Origin of the sequence: Mycobacterium asiaticum (assembly GCF_001673365.1) — a bacterium.
In the GTDB taxonomy this organism is placed as follows: Bacteria; Actinomycetota; Actinomycetes; order Mycobacteriales; family Mycobacteriaceae; genus Mycobacterium; species Mycobacterium asiaticum_A.
Genome location: NZ_LZLS01000044.1, coordinates 1 through 16,414 on the forward strand (window position 1 = coordinate 1; position 16,414 = coordinate 16,414).

General features: G+C 63.8%; 14 protein-coding genes and 1 tRNA gene. 1 reads left to right on the plus strand and 14 read right to left on the minus strand.

Annotation, left to right across the window (positions count from 1 at the left end; genetic code table 11):
• Positions 1-124: 124 nt before the first annotated feature.
• The 12 genes from A5634_RS04890 to A5634_RS04945 all read right to left on the minus strand — a co-directional run bounded on the left by A5634_RS04890 (position 125) and on the right by A5634_RS04945 (position 14,276).
• Complete coding sequence (locus A5634_RS04890) at positions 125-805, minus strand: response regulator (protein WP_065142958.1); 681 nt, start codon at positions 803-805, stop codon at positions 125-127.
• Complete coding sequence (locus A5634_RS04895; RefSeq protein ID WP_065142959.1) at positions 802-3,357, minus strand: sensor histidine kinase; 2,556 nt, start codon at positions 3,355-3,357, stop codon at positions 802-804. Before A5634_RS04895 ends, A5634_RS04890 begins: the two co-directional genes overlap by 4 nt.
• A 9-nt stretch (positions 3,358-3,366) precedes the next feature.
• Positions 3,367-4,287, minus strand: a complete 921-nt coding sequence (locus A5634_RS04900) for a potassium-transporting ATPase subunit C (RefSeq protein WP_065142960.1) — start codon at positions 4,285-4,287, stop codon at positions 3,367-3,369.
• Between the two features lies 1 nt (position 4,288).
• Positions 4,289-6,439, minus strand: coding sequence for a potassium-transporting ATPase subunit KdpB (kdpB, locus tag A5634_RS04905; protein ID WP_065142961.1), 2,151 nt, complete (start codon positions 6,437-6,439; stop codon positions 4,289-4,291).
• Positions 6,440-6,443: 4 nt separating this feature from the next.
• Positions 6,444-8,114, minus strand: coding sequence for a potassium-transporting ATPase subunit KdpA (gene kdpA / locus A5634_RS04910; protein ID WP_065142962.1), 1,671 nt, complete (start codon positions 8,112-8,114; stop codon positions 6,444-6,446).
• Positions 8,114-8,203: a potassium-transporting ATPase subunit F gene (locus A5634_RS04915; protein WP_065142963.1), complete on the minus strand. Its 90-nt coding sequence runs from the start codon at positions 8,201-8,203 to the stop codon at positions 8,114-8,116. The genes kdpA and A5634_RS04915 overlap by 1 nt, the downstream gene beginning before the upstream one ends.
• Before the next feature lie 254 nt (positions 8,204-8,457).
• Positions 8,458-9,969: a sensor histidine kinase gene (locus A5634_RS04920; RefSeq protein ID WP_065142964.1), complete on the minus strand. Its 1,512-nt coding sequence runs from the start codon at positions 9,967-9,969 to the stop codon at positions 8,458-8,460.
• Positions 9,970-9,977: 8 nt separating this feature from the next.
• On the minus strand, positions 9,978-10,751 hold the full coding sequence (locus A5634_RS04925; protein WP_065142965.1) for a response regulator transcription factor: 774 nt from the start codon (positions 10,749-10,751) through the stop codon (positions 9,978-9,980).
• A gap of 677 nt (positions 10,752-11,428) precedes the next feature.
• Positions 11,429-11,713, minus strand: coding sequence for a WXG100 family type VII secretion target (locus tag A5634_RS04930; RefSeq protein WP_065142966.1), 285 nt, complete (start codon positions 11,711-11,713; stop codon positions 11,429-11,431).
• A 14-nt stretch (positions 11,714-11,727) separates the two neighbouring features.
• Entirely contained in the window at positions 11,728-12,024 is a 297-nt protein-coding gene (locus A5634_RS04935) for a WXG100 family type VII secretion target (protein WP_065142967.1), read from the minus strand.
• 124 nt (positions 12,025-12,148) lie between these two features.
• On the minus strand, positions 12,149-13,336 hold the full coding sequence (locus A5634_RS04940) for a PPE family protein (protein WP_065142968.1): 1,188 nt from the start codon (positions 13,334-13,336) through the stop codon (positions 12,149-12,151).
• Between the two features lie 58 nt (positions 13,337-13,394).
• Positions 13,395-14,276, minus strand: coding sequence for a PPE family protein, SVP subgroup (locus A5634_RS04945; protein ID WP_065142969.1), 882 nt, complete (start codon positions 14,274-14,276; stop codon positions 13,395-13,397).
• Positions 14,277-14,664: 388 nt separating this feature from the next.
• Between A5634_RS04945 and A5634_RS04950 the strand changes: the two genes are divergently transcribed.
• Positions 14,665-14,738, plus strand: a tRNA-Leu gene (locus A5634_RS04950).
• Between the two features lie 38 nt (positions 14,739-14,776).
• On the opposite strand, the gene A5634_RS04955 is transcribed toward A5634_RS04950, so the two are convergent.
• Positions 14,777-15,016, minus strand: a complete 240-nt coding sequence (locus A5634_RS04955; RefSeq protein ID WP_065142970.1) for a tyrosine-type recombinase/integrase — start codon at positions 15,014-15,016, stop codon at positions 14,777-14,779.
• A gap of 807 nt (positions 15,017-15,823) precedes the next feature.
• Entirely contained in the window at positions 15,824-16,213 is a 390-nt protein-coding gene (locus A5634_RS04965) for a hypothetical protein (RefSeq protein WP_253861488.1), read from the minus strand.
• Between the last annotated feature and the right edge of the window lie 201 nt (positions 16,214-16,414).

Sequence of the window (16,414 nt, forward strand, 5' to 3'; positions counted from 1 at the left end):
CGGCCACCGCAGCCCACGCGACCAACCACACGCCGCAACCCCAAGTTGTCGCGCAGAGCCGGGCAAAAATGTATATGTCCCCCTCTGGTTGCGCGAGGGGCGGCAGCGCACGGCCAAAGCAGGCTCATGCCTCGAAACGATATCCCATGCCCGATTCGGTCAGCAGGTGCTTCGGATGCGACGGGTCATCCTCGAGTTTGCGACGCAACTGGGCGAGATACACTCGCAGGTAATGAGTTTCGCTCGCATACGCCGGGCCCCAAACCTCTTTCAGCAGTTCCTCGCGGCCTACCAGTTTGCCCCGATTACGCACCAGCATCTCAAGCATCCCCCACTCGGTCGGGGTCAGGTGTACCTCGGCGCCGTTCTTGACTACCTTTTTGGCCGCGAGGTCGACAGTGAATGACGAGGTTTCAAGCACGGGCTGGTCCAGCTCCGACGACGCTGCATTGCGCCGCACGGCCGCACGCAATCTAGCCAGAAATTCGTCCATCCCAAAGGGTTTCGTCACATAATCATCGGCACCGGCATCCAGCGCCTCCACCTTGTCCGACGAATCAGTACGTGCTGACAATACGATCACCGGCGCGTTCAACCAGCCGCGCAAACCCGCCAACACATCGATGCCCGAAATGTCAGGCAGCCCAAGGTCGAGGATCACGACGTCGGGCGGGTGCTCAGCGGCTGCCCGCAACGCGCCCGCACCCGTCGATGCGGTGATCACCTCATAACCGCGCACCGTCAAGTTGATCCGCAATGCACGCGAGATGTGGGGTTCGTCGTCAATCACCAAAACCCGCGTCATCGTTCACCGCCCTCCGGTGCCGCGGGCAGATCCAGCACCACGGTCAGTCCACCACCAGGCGTGTCACCGACCTGGATCACCCCGCCCATTGCCTCGACGAAGCCGCGTGCCACCGACATCCCCAGGCCGACACCGGTGGTGTTGTCGTGATCACCCAGTCGCTGGAAAGGCTCGAATATTTGCTCAGCGGTTCCGTGCGGAACGCCCGGTCCCTCGTCGATGACATTGACGAGCACGCGGTCACCGACCCGTCCCGCGTTGACCCGAACCAAGCAATCCGGCGCATAGCGCAGCGCGTTGTCAATCAGGTTGGCCAGCACTCGTTCCAGCAGTCCGGCATCGGCCAGCACCACCTCGTCGCCAACGTCGACTTTGACGCGGTCTATGGCGGATCGGTAGAAACCGGTGGCGCCCTTGCCGATGCTGACCAACGCGCGCTGCACCGCTTCCTCGAGATACACCCAATGGGATTCCGGGCGGACCACACCGGCTGCAAGCCGCGAAGAATCGAGCAAGTTACCCACCAATGCGGTGAGTTGATCGATGGATTCCTCAATAGTGGCCAGCAATTCGGCGGTGTCCTCGGCGGAGAAGGCGACATCGCCGGTGCGCAGGCTGGACACCGCAACCTTGGCCCCCGCCAGCGGGGTGCGCAGGTCGTGACTCACTGCCGAAAGCAGGGAGCGCCGTAGCTCGTCGGCCCGCACGATGGCCTCGGCCCGGCCGGCTTCCTCGACGAGTTCACGCTGACGAATCAATCCCGCGGCCTGCCTGGCCACGGCGCCCAGCACCCGTCGATCCCGCGCCGACAACTTCTTCCCCGCCATCAGCATCCAGAACTCGTCGTCGCCCACCTCAATGGCTGTGTCCGCCGAATCCACTGCGGTACAAGGATTCTTTCCCACGGAGGCGACAAGGACATCGCCGTCGCTACCTTCGCGCAGCATGCTGACGGCGCGCTGAGAGTAAGTCTCGCGCACGCGTTCTAATAGCGTGGACAGGTCAGCCCCGCGTAGCACCGATCCGGCGAAGAGCGTCAACAGCTCAGCCTCTTGGGAGGCCAAGCGGGCTTCCCGGGCGCGTTTGGCCGCACCGTCAACCAACACTGCGACGGCCACGGCGATCAGCAGCAGCACCAATTCGGTTACGGCACTGTTGGGTTCGGCGATGGTGAAGCTATGGCGCGGAGTGATCAGGTAGTAGTTGAGCAGCAGCCCGGACAGCATTGCCGAAAGCACCGCGGGGGCAACGCCTCCCAACAGGCCTACCAGCAGCACGCCCATGAAGAACAGCGCGCTTTCGCCGCCGGTGTCCAGGAACGGGTCCAGGACGGTCACCGTCGCTGCGCAGATACCCGACGGAATGGCGACCGCCGCCAACCACGCTGCCACCCGTCTCTCGCGCGGTGCGACGGCGACGGGCCGAACACGGCGCGTGGACTCGTCATGGGTGACGATGTGGACGTCGATCTTGCCGGACCGCTGCACAATCGCGGCGCCAATGCCCTCGTCGAAAAGCCGTGCCCATCGGGACCTGCGAGAGGTCCCGACGACCAGTTGGGTGGCATTGATCTCGCGCGCGAAGTCCAGCAGTGCGTCGGGCACGTCGTCGCCAACCACCGTGTGCAGGGAGGCGTCCAAACTGCCTGCCAATTCGCGGATCTTGCTCATCCGGGCATCCGACAAACCGGCCAGACCGTCGCCGCGCAACACGTGGACCACCATCAGTTCGGCGCTGGACTTCGAGGCAATCCGGGATGCTCGTCGTACCAAGATCTCTGACTCCGGACCCCCGGTGACGGCGACCACGACCCGCTCGCGCGCCTCCCACACGTCGGTGATCTTGTTCTCAGCGCGGTAGTTGGCCAGTGCCGTATCGACCTGGTCGGCCAGCCACAGCAATGCCAATTCCCTTAAGGCGGTGAGGTTTCCGCGCCGGAAATAGTTCGACAATGCGGCATCGATCTTTTCGGGCGCATAGACATTTCCATGAGATAACCTGCGTCGCAGCGCCTCCGGGGTTATGTCGATGAGTTCGACTTGGGCAGCCTGGCGCACGATCGAGTCCGGTATCGTCTCCTTTTGCTGGATTCCAGTGATTTGGGTGACCACATCGTTGAGGCTCTCCAGGTGCTGAATGTTGACCGTGGAGATGACCGTGATGCCGGCATCCAGCAGTTCCTCGACGTCCTGCCAGCGCTTGTCGTTCTTGCTCCCGGGCGTATTGGTATGCGCGAGTTCGTCAACCAACACCACCTGAGGATGGCGTGCCAACACCGCCGGCACGTCGAGTTCAGCAAAACTGCCACCACGGTATTCGATGTAGCGCGGCGCGATGACCTCGATGCCGTCAAGCAACTCACGGGTTTTCGCCCGCCCATGCGTTTCCACCACGGCCGCGACCAGATCGGTTCCGCGCTCCAACCGCCGATGTGCCTCGCCGAGCATCGCGTAGGTCTTGCCGACGCCCGGGGCAGCGCCGAGATAGATGCGCAGCTCGCCGCGTTTTGGGCGGTGATCTGTGACGTTGGGGACGTTCACGTCAACAATCATCCACCCATTTCACCGGCCGGTGATGGGATACCTGCTGTCGAGCGCCAGGTTGAGTTGCAGAACGTCGACAGTCGGCTCGCCGAAGAAGCCAAACGTGCGACCGGTGCGGTATTGCGCCACGACCTGACGAATCTGATCCGCGCTCGCGTGACGAGCGCGGGCTACCCGGGCCACCTGGATGTCGGCGTAGGCCGGTGAGATGTCCGGATCCAGACCGCTACCGCTGGCGGTGACGGCATCGGCCGGGACCTGCGGCGCTCCGGAGGCCGCGCCGCGAACCGGCACAATCAAGCCGTCCGAATAGTCCTCACCGAAACTTGCGCATTCGACGTGGACACCGCGGTAGTTGTCCACGAACGGCCGGCCTGTGGACGCGCACGGCTCGTTGACGCTGACCACCCGCGTCGGGTGGACGACGTCACCGCGCGCATTGCGCGGGCCCGACACCGAGAGCACTGCGCCCACGCCGGTTCCCGTGCAGAACGGACGCGACCCGTCCACACCCTCGAGCTTGCCCACCGCCGCGCTGCGCGAGCACACCAAAGTCAGCAGGCTCGGCTTGAACCCTGCGTCCGACGGACTGGCGCCAGCGGCCAGCCTGGCCGGGTCGGCGGGCGTGTCGATCACGCTTTCGGGGCCGAAGTTGCCGCCACCGCTCGACAGCGGGTCGTAACCCCCGGCCGAGGGTCGCGTCTGAAAGTACTGCGCCAGCGGGTTTCCAGCCGCGTCGGTGAACTGCTGGCCGATCAACTTGCTGCCAACGGCTTTACCGCCAGCGGTGAGGATCGAGCCTTCGGCCTTATCATGCAACCCCGGCACCAGGGCGATCAGCCAAATGAGCAACGGGTAACCCAGGCCGAGTAACGCGGTGAAGACCACCAGCGCCCGCAGCGCGGCCCCGTATTGCCGAAAGGTGTTGGTCAGGTTCATTTTAGGCGACCCCGGGCAGTAGTTGAACCACCAAGTCGATGAGCTTGATGCCGATGAATGGGGCGACGATGCCGCCCACCCCATAGCGGTACAGGTTGCGGCTGAGCAACTTTGACGCGCGGCTGGGTGTGTAGCGAACTCCGCGCAATGCCAACGGAATTAGCGCGACGATGACGACCGCGTTGAAGATGACGGCGGACAGGATCGCCGATTGCGGACTGTGCAACCGCATGACGTTGAGCAGGTCAAGACCCGGGAAGAGTGCGACGAACATCGCGGGAATGATCGCGAAGTACTTGGCGATGTCATTGGCGATGGAGAAGGTCGTCAACGCTCCGCGCGTGATCAACAGTTGCTTGCCGATCTCGACGATCTCGATGAGCTTGGTCGGGTCGGAGTCCAAATCGACCATGTTGCCGGCTTCTTTGGCGGCGGAGGTGCCGCTGTTCATCGCGACGCCGACGTCGGCCTGGGCGAGCGCCGGCGCATCGTTGGTGCCGTCGCCGGTCATCGCCACCAGTCGGCCGCCCTGCTGCTCATGCTTGATCAGTATCATCTTGTCCTCGGGAGTGGCTTCGGCGAGAAAGTCGTCCACGCCCGCCTCTTCCGCTATCGCCTTGGCGGTCAACGGATTATCGCCGGTGATCATCACCGTGCGGATACCCATCAGGCGCATCGCCTCGAACCGGTCACGCATACCTTTCTTCACCACGTCTTTGAGGTGGATGACCCCGAGCACCTCAGCTTGCCCGGCCTCGCCGACTCGGCCCACCACCAGGGGAGTCCCGCCGGCCGCGGCGATGCCGTCGACAATCTCGCCGAGTTCGGGCGGGACGGTTCCGCCGTGGCTGCGCACCCACTCGGCGACCGAGCTCGCCGCGCCTTTGCGCAGTTGCCGGCCATCCAGGTCGACGCCCGACATTCGGGTTGTCGCACTGAACGGCACCCAGCGCGCATCGGCTAGCTCACCGGCTGTCCGTGCGCGCAACCCGTAAGCTGATTTGGCGTAGACCACGATAGAACGCCCTTCGGGTGTTTCGTCAGCCAGGCTGGAAAGCTGTGCAGCGTCGGCCATTTCGTCGGCGCCGACTCCGGCGACCGGAATGAACTCCGACGCCTCGCGATTGCCCAGTGTGATTGTTCCGGTCTTGTCCAGTAGCAAGGTGTTGACGTCCCCGGCCGCCTCGACCGCGCGCCCAGACATCGCCAGCACGTTGCGCTGGACGAGTCGGTCCATGCCGGCGATACCGATCGCCGACAGCAGCGCACCAATTGTGGTGGGAATCAAGCACACCAGCAGTGCTACCAAAACAATTCCGCTGATGCCGTTGCCGTCGAGGGTGACGGTGTCGGGCACTCCAGGATTGTTGGTCTTCGAGTAGATCGCCAACGGCTGCAGCGTGGCTACGGCGCAGACGAAGATCATCGTCAGGGCGGCCAGCAGAATGTTGAGCGCAATCTCGTTGGGTGTCTTCTGCCGGTTCGCACCCTCGACCAGCGCAATCATCCGGTCCACGAAGCTTTCGCCCGGCTTCTGGGTGATCTTGACGACGATCCGGTCCGACAGCACGGTGGTGCCGCCCGTCACAGCAGACCGGTCGCCACCGGATTCCCGGATCACCGGTGCGGATTCCCCTGTGATTGCCGATTCATCCACTGAGGCAATGCCTTCCACGACATCACCGTCCCCGGGAATTACCTGACCCGCCGTAACTACCACGATGTCGCCCTGCTGCAACAGCGCTGCGGCGACTTCCTCGTATGCACCGGGCGTTCCGGGCGTCCAGTTGCGGAGTCGATGCGCGACGGTATCGGCCTTCGATCTGCGCAGCGTGTCGGCTTGAGCTTTGCCGCGCCCTTCGGCGACCGCTTCGGCCAGGTTGGCGAAAAGCACTGTCAGCCATAGCCAGAATACGGTCATCCAGCTGAACCAGCTTCCCTCCGCGAACGCCAGCAGCGTCGCCCACACTGCGCCGATCTCGACGATGAACATCACCGGGTTGCGCCACAGGGTGCGCGGATCGAGCTTGCGCAGCGCATCGGGCAGCGACTTCACCAGCAGAGCCGGATCGACGAACCCGCCCTGGAGCTTCTCGGCGGCTCCCGGGGTGTGGGACCGTCGCGCAGCAATGGAAACCTCTGTGGTGGACACGGTTTCAGTGAATCCCTTCCGCTAGCGGCCCGAGCGCGAGGGCGGGCAAGAAGGTCAGAGCGACGAGGATGACCGTCACACCTACTACCAATCCGACGAACTGTGGTCGGTGCGTGGGCAGGGTGCCACTGGACTCCGGGGTGGCGCCTTGGCGGGCCAGCGAACCGGCCAGCGCCAGCACCAGGATCATCGGCAGGAAGCGACCGAACAGCATCGCTAGGCCCAAAGCCGTGTTGTACCAACCGGTGTTGGCAGACAGCCCGGCGAACGCTGATCCGTTGTTGTTGGCGGCCGAAGTGAACGCGTAGAGCACCTCAGACAGGCCATGCGGCCCGGCATTGGCCATCCCCGCGCGTTCACCGGGCAGCGCGATGGCGATGGCAGTGCCGACCAGCACGATCAGCGGCGTCACCAGGAAATAGCTTGCCGCCAACTTCATTTCACGCGGATTGATCTTCTTGCCAAGGTATTCCGGCGTCCGGCCGACCATCAACCCGGCCACGAACACCGTGATGACGGCCAGGATGAGAATGCCGTACAGGCCCGAACCGGTACCACCCGGCGCGACTTCACCGAGTTGCATGTTGAACATCGTCATCATGCCGCCCAGGCTCGTGTACGAGTCGTGGGTCGAATCGACTGCGCCCGTGGAGGTCAGCGTGGTGGCGTCGGCGAAGATCGCGGAGTCGGCAACACCGAAGCGCTGTTCGACGCCCTCGGTGGACGCGCCTACCGCGGCAGGGACGGTGCCGTGGTGCTGCAGTTGAAAGAACATCATCGCCGCGATGCTGAGCCCGGCCATCACGCCGACGATGGCGGCGATCGCGTAGCCCTGCCGCTTACTACCCACCATCCGACCGAACGTGCGGGGCAGCGAAAAGCCGATGACAACCAACAGGAATATCTCTATCCAGTTGGTCCACGATGTCGGGTTTTCGAAGGGGTGCGCGGAGTTTGCGTTGTAGAAGCCTCCGCCGTTGGTGCCTAGCTCCTTGATCACTTCCTGGCTAGCGACCGGACCACCGGGGATGGTCTGCTGGGTTCCGGCCAACGTGGTGACCACCTGGTTGTGCAGGTGGAAGTTCTGAATGACTCCGCCGGCGACCAGGGCGATGGCCCCGATGATCGCGATTGGCAACAGGATTCGCATGGTGCCGCGGGTCAGGTCGACCCAGAAGTTGCCCAGCTCCTCGGTGCGATGGCGGGCGAACCCGCGCACCAGCGCGACCGCCACGGCCATGCCGACCGCGGCGGAGACGAAGTTCTGCACGGCCAGCCCGGCCATCTGCACCAGGTGGCCTTGGGTTGTTTCACCGGAATAGGACTGCCAGTTGGTGTTGGTGACGAAACTGACCGCGGTATTCCACGCCAGCGCCGGCGTCATGTGGGTGGCCGGATCGGATAGGTGCAACGGCAACCGGTTTTGGACCAACTGCAAGAAGAACAGGAACACAACACCGACCGCGGAGAACGCGAGCACACTGCGGGCGTAGGTGCGCCACGTCTGCTCGGCGTCCGGGTCGGCACCGATCAGTCGATAGATGAATCGCTCTATGCGCGAGTGCTTTTCGGAGCTGTAGACGCGGTACATGTAGTCACCGAGCGGAACGTGCACCGCCACAATCGCGGCGACGAGCGAGGTTAGGAACAGGACTCCGGCGGTGGTCTGGCTCATCAGAACCTTTCCGGATGCAACAGGGCGGCAACGAGCAGCAACGCGATCGAAGCGGCCAGCACTAGACCTACCGTGTTTGCGATGCTCACAATTCCAACTTCAGCAAGCCGCCGAGCGCGGCGAAGATCGCCACGGTCAGCACCAGATAAATGACGACGGACATGAGATCCTCGATCGTTTGGTGGGCAACGATGCGACGCTAGATCCGTCGGAGGCCGTAGGGCCGCCGCCTTAACGGTTTCTTTACGCTCTCAGCCGCTACCTTTACGCCGCACGTTGCGCGAGAAGACGCAAAATCGCGTCGGAGCGCCGGCTCCACAGTGATTTTGCGTCTTCTCGCCAACTAGGCGACGTCGACGGGAGCGTCGATCATCGGTATCCGCACCCGAAAAACGGTGCGGCCATTGGCCGACTCGGCCGACACCGAGCCCTGATGCGCCTTGACGATCGAGCTGACAATGGCCAGGCCGAGTCCGTGGCCAGAGCCGGTGGATCGGGCCTTGTCGGCGCGCACGAAACGCTCAAACAAGTGCGGTAGCACCGCGGGATCGATGTCGGGTCCGTCGTCGGCGACGGTCAACTCGGCGTAAGGCGCGTTCGGGCCACTTCGATGGCAGGTGATCCCCGTCGTCACCGTGACGCCCGGCGGCGTGTGCACGCAGGCATTGGTGAGCAGATTGCTGAGCAACTGGTGCAGCCGCGCGCGGTCCCCGTTGACCCAGACCGGCCCGGTGGGCAACTCCTTGACCCACTGGTGCGTCGGCGCGGCTACGGCCGCGTCATTCACCGCGTTGATCACCACATCGGTGAGCTCGAGGTCTTCGGTCTGCAGGTCTTCGCCCTCGCCCAGGCGGGAAAGCAGCAGTAGCTCGTCAACCAGCGACGCCATCCGCCGAGCTTCTGATTCGATGCGCGCCAGCGCGTACTCGGTGGTGGGCGGCAGGTCCGAACTGTCCTGACGGGTCAGCTCGGCATAGCCCTGAATGGCCGCAAGTGGTGTGCGCAACTCATGGCTCGCGTCGGTAATGAATTGCCGCATCCGCAGGTCGGATTCGACACGATGGGCCAGAGCGCTATCGACGTTGTCGAGCAATTTGTTCAGGGTGTGCCCGACGATCCCGACCTCGTTGTCCGGGTCGGTGTCTTCGGGCCTCACCCGCGCACTGATCTGGTGGTCGTCGTCGGCCAACGGCATCGCGGCGACTTCCGCGGCGGTGGCCGCGACGCGACTCAGCGGACGCAGTGCGTAGCCCACCACCCAGGCGGTCAACACAGCGGTGATCGCCAGCGCGGTCGCAACCAGCGCGGTGGTGGTGAGCTGCTTTCGGGCAATGATCCCCTCGGCCAGGCTCAGTGAGACCCCGACCACCAGGAGGTCGGACCCGGCCGTGCGGCTGTCTATCTGGTGGGGGCCCAGGCTGCCCAGGTCTTCGACGCGAGACGATTCCTCCGAGAAGGACTGCGATTCGATGGCGCGGACGACGTCAGGCGGCGCGGGTCGGGGTTCGTCTTCGGAGAAGACAGCAGAGGCGATGACCTTGCCGTCGCGAACCACCGCGATCAGGTTGCCGGGCGTCTGGCCGGTGAACTCCAGCAGCGCCTGCGACACCGGCGGTATACCGCTGTGTAGCGAGGTGTGTTCCCCGTTGCGATACCTGGCGTAGGAGTGACTGAACGCGTGCATGGACTCGGCGACTTCGGCATCGTTCATGGCCGTGACGTAGCCGCGCAGCGTCAGCACCGAGACGGCACCAACCGCCACCAGCACCAGGGTCACCACAGTCAGTACGCCCAAGAGCAACTGTCGGCGCAGGGAACGGGGGAGCCACCGCGGGATGTTGCGGTCCCCCGTCATTCAGAAACTCATTCCGGTGGTCGGAGCATGTATCCAATTCCACGGACGGTGTGGATCATCGGCTCTCTGTCGGCGTCGATCTTCTTCCTCAAGTAGGAAATGTACAGGTCGACGATGCTGGTGCGGCCGGCGAAGTCGTAATTCCAAACCCGGTCGAGGATCTCGGTGCGGCTCAGCGCGCGGCGCGGATTGCGCATCAGGAACCGCAGCAGTTCGAACTCGGTCGATGACAGTGACATCGGAGTGCCACCACGGGTGACCTCCCTGCTGGCCGCGTCGAGCTTGAGGTCGCCGACCTTGAGGGATTCATCGGCGGGCGGCGCCAGATGACTGGAGCGACGCAGCAACCCGCGCAGCCTGGCAACGAGTTCTTCGAGACTGAACGGCTTGGTCATGTAGTCGTCGGCGCCGGCGGTCAGACCCGTGACCCGGTCCATCACCGAGTCGCGCGCGGTGAGGAACAAGGTGGGCGTGTACGCGTCGGACTCGCGGACGCGCTGCAGGATCTGCAGACCGTCCACGTCCGGAAGCATGATGTCGAGGACCAGCACGTCGGGACTGATCTTGTCGAATTTGGCAATCGCTTCGCGTCCGTTGTGGGCGATCTCGACGTCCCAGCCCTCGTAGTGCAGGGCCATCTTCACCAGGTTGGTCAGCGCCGGCTCATCGTCAACCAGCAAAACCCGGATCGGTGAGCCGTCGGCTCGGTTGATTCGGGGCAGCTGCCCGAGAATTGCTTGGCGGGGACGTTGGCTGCGAGCGTATCCAGTCATTGCCGTCATATTCACGCATTCTTTCAACCACACATATGGTTGTCACTCCGTTCATATAATCCTCAAATGTACCGACTGGGCCGATTGCCGTCCAACGGCCGAGCTGATGTGCGTTGGTTATGCATTGGTGCCTTAGCGCAGTGTCGCGGCAACGTGAAACCCGCTGTGATGCAGGTTAGTTGGACGCATACCACTGAATCGTTGAAGTTGCCTTCCGGCAATTCGCTGGGTTCGAACAAATTTCGCGCACGGCATACTCCCGGCAACCGGGGCGCGGGATGCTGAGTTTGTGGTGCCCACGGCAACACTGTTGACGGTCAAGAATTTTCGTTCACAAAACGGTCGGCAAACTTTGCGGACCCTGACGCGAAGGTCGCTCTCGCGGCGCGCAGCAAGCTAGGTGCGTCGGTGCGAAGCACCACCAGCCGACGGCGGAGTTCGCGTGTTACATGGTGAGGTGGGAGAGGCTCTGAGCGAGCCACGACGTGCAGGTCGGCGGCCGAGAAGGGGCCCAACGCCCACGTGCGCTCGGGTCCCGACGAGTGCGCCGGACATCGCCAACACAGCCTCTAGGGGAGCCGTAACGCTCACCCGTGGCAAACTATTTTCAGTGCCCGGAAATAGCCGGGCGAAAACAGGGCCGCACACCTTGCGGTGTGCGGCCCCGTTATCTGTAGAGCGTTTTATCAGGCCCAGCTGGACCCGACGGCGCTGTCGGTCTGCGCCATGTTGTTGCCGGCGCTCTGGACCTTCTGGCCGTGAGCGTTGGCCTGCTCGTAGATCACCTGGAAGTTACGACCCAACTGGGCGATGAACTCCTGGCAAGCCACCGAACCGGCGCCGCCCCAGAAGTCACCGGCAGCCAGCACATCGCGAACGATGGCCTGGTGCTCGGCCTCCAAGTTGGCGGCCTGGGCGCGGATCAGCGCACCGTGGGCGTCGACGTCGCCGAACTGGTAATTGATCGTCATCGTGGGAGCCCTTTCTAGCTGCTCAACACTTGCTGGGAGGCCTGCTCTTGCTGCTCGTAGTTGTTCGCGTCGCGAACCAGCCCGTCGCGCACCCCGTGCAGCATGTTGACGATGTTGCGGAATGCGGTGTTCATCTGGCCCATCGTGTCCAGCGAGGTGGCCGAGGCCAGACCGCTCCAGCCTGCACCGGAAATGTTCTGCGAGGACGCCCACATCCGGCGGGCCTCGTCCTCAACGGTCTGAGCGTGCGTCTCGAAGCGCCCAGCCATGGCCCGCATCGCGTGCGGGTCGGTCATAAAGCGTGTTGCCATACTGCGTCTCCCTCTCTCAATTCTTGGTTTGGTAAAGCTTCTAGCTGCCGTTCAGCGCATAGGTTACGGCTTGGCGACCCCTTGGCGGTCTCGAATGAGTGACAAGTGCCGTGAATTTTCAGCGTCAGACGACGACCTGCTTGGGCATGATCGTCGGACGGAAGCCGTACCGCGGTCCCGCGGCGGCGCCGGCTCCCTTGGCGGCCGCGGCCATGCCCGGCATTCCGGCCATGACGCCCGGTGCGGCGGCTTCTTCGGCGACGGTCCAGCCGCTGCCCGCCAACGCAGTTCCGGCATTCGCCGCGACCGGGGCGGCCGCCGACCAACTCGCAGGTACCGACAAGCTGCCGACCAGAGATGCCTCACCCAGGGTGGCGGCGGCGCCCGCGGCGCCCACCTCACCGGTCAGTCCGGCAGCCGCTGCGGCCGCCGGAGCTGCGGCCGCTTCCGCGGCTTCGGCTGCCGCAGCGGCAATGTTGGCGTCGATGGTGTGTGCGGCGAAGATGCCGTTCGGGATCGCGGCGAACATGAACCACGACGCCGTGACACCGATCTGCTGAATGCCGTTGAAGATCAACGGGGTTCCAAGCATGCCGTCCAATGAGGTCAGCAACTCCTGCACGGGTACCGGCAGGGCATTGAATAGGCCGGTGCCGATTGACGACGTCCCCAACGTGATGTTCGACAGCTCGGTCTGCAGGCCAGTGACGACGTCACCCAACGAAGAGGCGGGTCCCACCGCTTGCGCAGCGGCGACCGCAGCGGCTTGGGCGCCCGCGCCACCGGGGTTGGTCTCCACCGGTGCCGGCACCAGGGGCTCGAGGACCGCAGCCGTCGCCGACGAGGCCTGGTAGGTCGTCATCGCCATGACGTCCTGGACCCACATCTCCATGTACTGAGCCTCGGTCGCCATGATCGCCGGGGTGTTGATACCCAGGAAGTTGGTCGCCACCAGCGCCGCCAGCAGCGCCCGGTTGGCGGCGATGACCGGCGGGGGAACCGTCGCGGTAAACGCCGCCTCGTATGCGGCGGCGGAGGCAGACGCCTGGATCCCGGCTTGTTCGGCGGCTGCCGCGGTGCTGGTCAGCCAGGCCACGTAGGGCTGGGCCGCGGCTGCCGCGGCTGCCGATCCACCGCCGGTCCATTGCTCGGTGGTGAGCGAGGTGATGATCGACTCGTACTGCGTCGCTGTCGTGCTCAACTCGGCGGCCAGGTTGTTCCACGCGGTCGCGGCGGCGACCAAGGGTGCCGCGCCGGCGCCGCTGTACATGAGTCCTGAGTTCACTTCGGGCGGGAAAGCTGCAAACGACATTTCGATCCGTTCCTTTTGGCTTTGTCTGGCTGGTCTGTTGGCGTGTCGAGGCCGGTCTTTAGACGCTCACCGCTTTCGGCATGACGATTGGCTTGACGCCATAGCGAGGCGCTCCGAAACCTGTGCTGCTGCGGGCGGCCGAGGCAACGCCCGGCATGCCGGGGTAGAGCGCGCCCGGTGCCGCGGCTGGGGCTGCGGTGGTCCAGCCCGCGCCGGACAGTGCGCCGGTGGTCGAACTCGACACGAGCGTGGTCCCCGCTGCCCAGCTGGGCGGAGCGGACATCGAGCCGACCAGAGTGGAGGTACCGAGGCTGGCCGCGACCGGGCCCGGGGCCACTGCGCTCGTCAAGCCACCCTCGATTGCGGCACCCTCGATAGCCGCGTCGGCAGCCGCCTCCGCGGAGGTACCGAAGCCCTCCGGGAAGAGTCCACCGCTGGTCAGACCCAGCATGTTCGAGGACGCCGAGGCGAAGTTCCCGATCTCGTAGCTGGCGATGTTGGCCATGTTGCCCGACAAGCTGAACGGTTGGCCGCCGGCGCTGTACAGGGGGCCGCCGAGCAGAATCTCGATCTGATCCATAAAGTTCGTCACCGGAGACGAGGCCGCGGGGGCTGCCGCTGCGGCGGATGCGCCGTCGGCCAGGGTGGCCGCAGCCGCGTTGGCCGACTCGGAGGACTCGTAGGTACCGCTGCTCAGTCCCAGGGTCTGCACGAACTGCTCTTGAATCGCCTGAGCCTCGGCCGCGACCTGCTGATACAGCGCGCCGTACGCGGTGAAGATGCCGGACTGGATGATCGACACCTGGTCCGCGGCGGCAGGGGCGATGGCAGTGGTCGGGGCCGCAGCACCCGCGTTCTGAGCCGCCAATGCACTGCCGATCGCTCCCAGCTGCGCCGCCGCGGCGGCCAATTCTGCGGGTACCGCTGTCAGAAATGACATCTTTGCTCCTTATGTATGAAACCGCCGGCCATATGCCCCTGGCCGACCCTGAGTGTTTGCCTACGAACCCCTGTGCGTTGGCGTAACGCTAACTAGCCACGGCTCCACAGTCGTCGTCGAAAGACGGGGGGTGACGAACGTTTACGGCTTCTTAACGGAGGGGCAAGCAGTCTTAACAAGGTCTTGTCGGGCGATACCGCGGTGTCATATGCGCCGAGGTCGGCGCCGCGTTATCCGGACGCGCGGCGCGCGATCCTACTCACGCCGCGAGGTTCTCGCACGTTGGGTCCTTGGGTTGTTCTGGGCGGATGGGAGTGACCGCGCGGGGGTGCAGCTGAGCACGGGGCGGGGTTCGGATAAGCGCCGTGAAATAGTCTGTTTTCGCGACGCCCCCATAGCCCAATTGGCAGAGGCAGCGGACTTAAAATCCGCACAGTGTCGGTTCGAGTCCGACTGGGGGCACGAGAAACAGCAGCTCAAACGTGGTTCAGCTTGGCTGGCTAGCCTGGCGAGCCGATCTCAGTGTCACCGGATGTCACAACTCGACTGAAACTCGATCCGGCGGCTTTCAGCGCTTCGTCTTGGGAGTGCGCATACACCGCCATCGGGAACGCAGCGCTCGCATGCCCTAACCAAGCTGCGATTGCTGCGACCGGCACTCCGCGCAAGTGCATCAACGTCCCACAGGTGTGACGGGCGTCATGCAGCCGTACCCGCTCGATCTTGAGGCCGTCGAGCATCTTGCCTCACCGCCAATAGATCAGGTTCGGGTGATACGGCTCCCCGGTCTCGTCGCACGCGACGTGCTCGCCGGGGCCGTACCCCTCATTGGCCGAGAACCGGCTGCTGATCTGCGTGTCGGGCACCCGCAGTCGAAGCTCCCTCGCGGTTCGCTCCTGGCGAGCCCCAAAGAGGCCCCAAGTAATGGCGAGCGCCAAGACAATCAAGCGCCCACAGCGTATGCCGTTGACGCGACCATGGCTGATGAACTGCGCTTCGAGTCGTCTAGCGTCCGCACAAAGTTGGCGGCTGCGGCCGATGCGGCCACGGCGGACCCGGCGGCGGAGAACCACCTCGCCCAAGCGGATATCGGCATAGTGGCCAATTCATGCCACCTTCACCGGTACCATCGCGGGTCTCCTTTCCGCCCGAAGGCTCAAACAAGATTGTGCTCACCATATTTTTCTCTGCTAGGTCGCGGTATTGAATGCCTGCATAAGCACGGAGATAGTCAGTAGCGGGATCTCCAAGACGAAGTTTGAGATGCTCGAATATGGTCCATTTCGAGTAGACATTCGGGTTCGTCCGGTTAGGCCGACGGGCTCTCCCCAGCGGAACTAGAAGCGTCAGGGGGTCAGCGTGGTCAGGGCAACCTGGCGAGCGGTAGTCAAATACAATTCAGCCTTAATATTGGTCGAACTCGGCTATTGCCCGTCACAACGCCCTTGAAACCTCCGGCACCTATTCAATAGGGCCGAGGTAGCGCTCCCAACTGGCCCCAAGCCTCGGGTCAATACGCTGGCAACTGATTAACGCCGGGTTACAGCTTAGTCCCGTCGTAACAATGCTTGGTGGGCAGCTTCGAAGTGCGTATCGAAAAGCGCTTTGCGCCAAGCCCACCAAGTCTCTGGTCCTGCATCTGGTGACGGTGTTCTTAATCCGTCATCGACATCACTTAGCGCCAACATGAATCGCCACTCCTTGGAGCGGTTGATGAGCCCGAACTCGTTTGGCGCATCGAGTGGGGCCAGCATAAAGTCAATCCCGCCTTCACGCGCTGACCAGCAGACCTGCAGTTTGCAGTCGCTGCCGAGGTAGAAGACCGCCCAGGCGGGTCGCTCCCCGTACGTGACAGCGTCATTGACCTCGTCGAGTTGAAATCCCAGATCAGCAAAGGTGGATCCCATAACGCGCTCCAGGTCATCAATGGCCGCCACTACCGACCGCCCTCGTAGACCCACGCATTACCGTTTCGGGTGTACCCATATTTTGCCGCGTTCTCATTTAGGTAGTTAATCTCAAGCGCCGAAAAAGATTCCCTTCGCACCCGGGCGACCTCATTGGCTATGACAGCCTGATTTGGCCCCAGGGGGACGGCTTGATGTGGCCCCACTTGCTCGACACGCCGGGGTAGTTAT

Excerpts from the sequence above, each read along its gene's own strand:
- A5634_RS04890 (WP_065142958.1), bottom strand. The coding sequence starts at position 805 with ATGACGCGGGTTTTGGTGATTGACGACGAACCCCACATCTCGCGTGCA.
- A5634_RS04895 (WP_065142959.1), bottom strand. The coding sequence starts at position 3,357 with ATGATTGTTGACGTGAACGTCCCCAACGTCACAGATCACCGCCCAAAA.
- A5634_RS04900 (WP_065142960.1), bottom strand. The coding sequence starts at position 4,287 with ATGAACCTGACCAACACCTTTCGGCAATACGGGGCCGCGCTGCGGGCG.
- kdpA (WP_065142962.1), bottom strand. The coding sequence starts at position 8,114 with ATGAGCCAGACCACCGCCGGAGTCCTGTTCCTAACCTCGCTCGTCGCC.
- A5634_RS04920 (WP_065142964.1), bottom strand. The coding sequence starts at position 9,969 with ATGACGGGGGACCGCAACATCCCGCGGTGGCTCCCCCGTTCCCTGCGC.
- A5634_RS04925 (WP_065142965.1), bottom strand. The coding sequence starts at position 10,751 with ATGACGGCAATGACTGGATACGCTCGCAGCCAACGTCCCCGCCAAGCA.
- A5634_RS04930 (WP_065142966.1), bottom strand. The coding sequence starts at position 11,713 with ATGACGATCAATTACCAGTTCGGCGACGTCGACGCCCACGGTGCGCTG.
- A5634_RS04935 (WP_065142967.1), bottom strand. The coding sequence starts at position 12,024 with ATGGCAACACGCTTTATGACCGACCCGCACGCGATGCGGGCCATGGCT.
- A5634_RS04940 (WP_065142968.1), bottom strand. The coding sequence starts at position 13,336 with ATGTCGTTTGCAGCTTTCCCGCCCGAAGTGAACTCAGGACTCATGTAC.
- A5634_RS04945 (WP_065142969.1), bottom strand. The coding sequence starts at position 14,276 with ATGTCATTTCTGACAGCGGTACCCGCAGAATTGGCCGCCGCGGCGGCG.
- A5634_RS04955 (WP_065142970.1), bottom strand. The coding sequence starts at position 15,016 with ATGCTCGACGGCCTCAAGATCGAGCGGGTACGGCTGCATGACGCCCGT.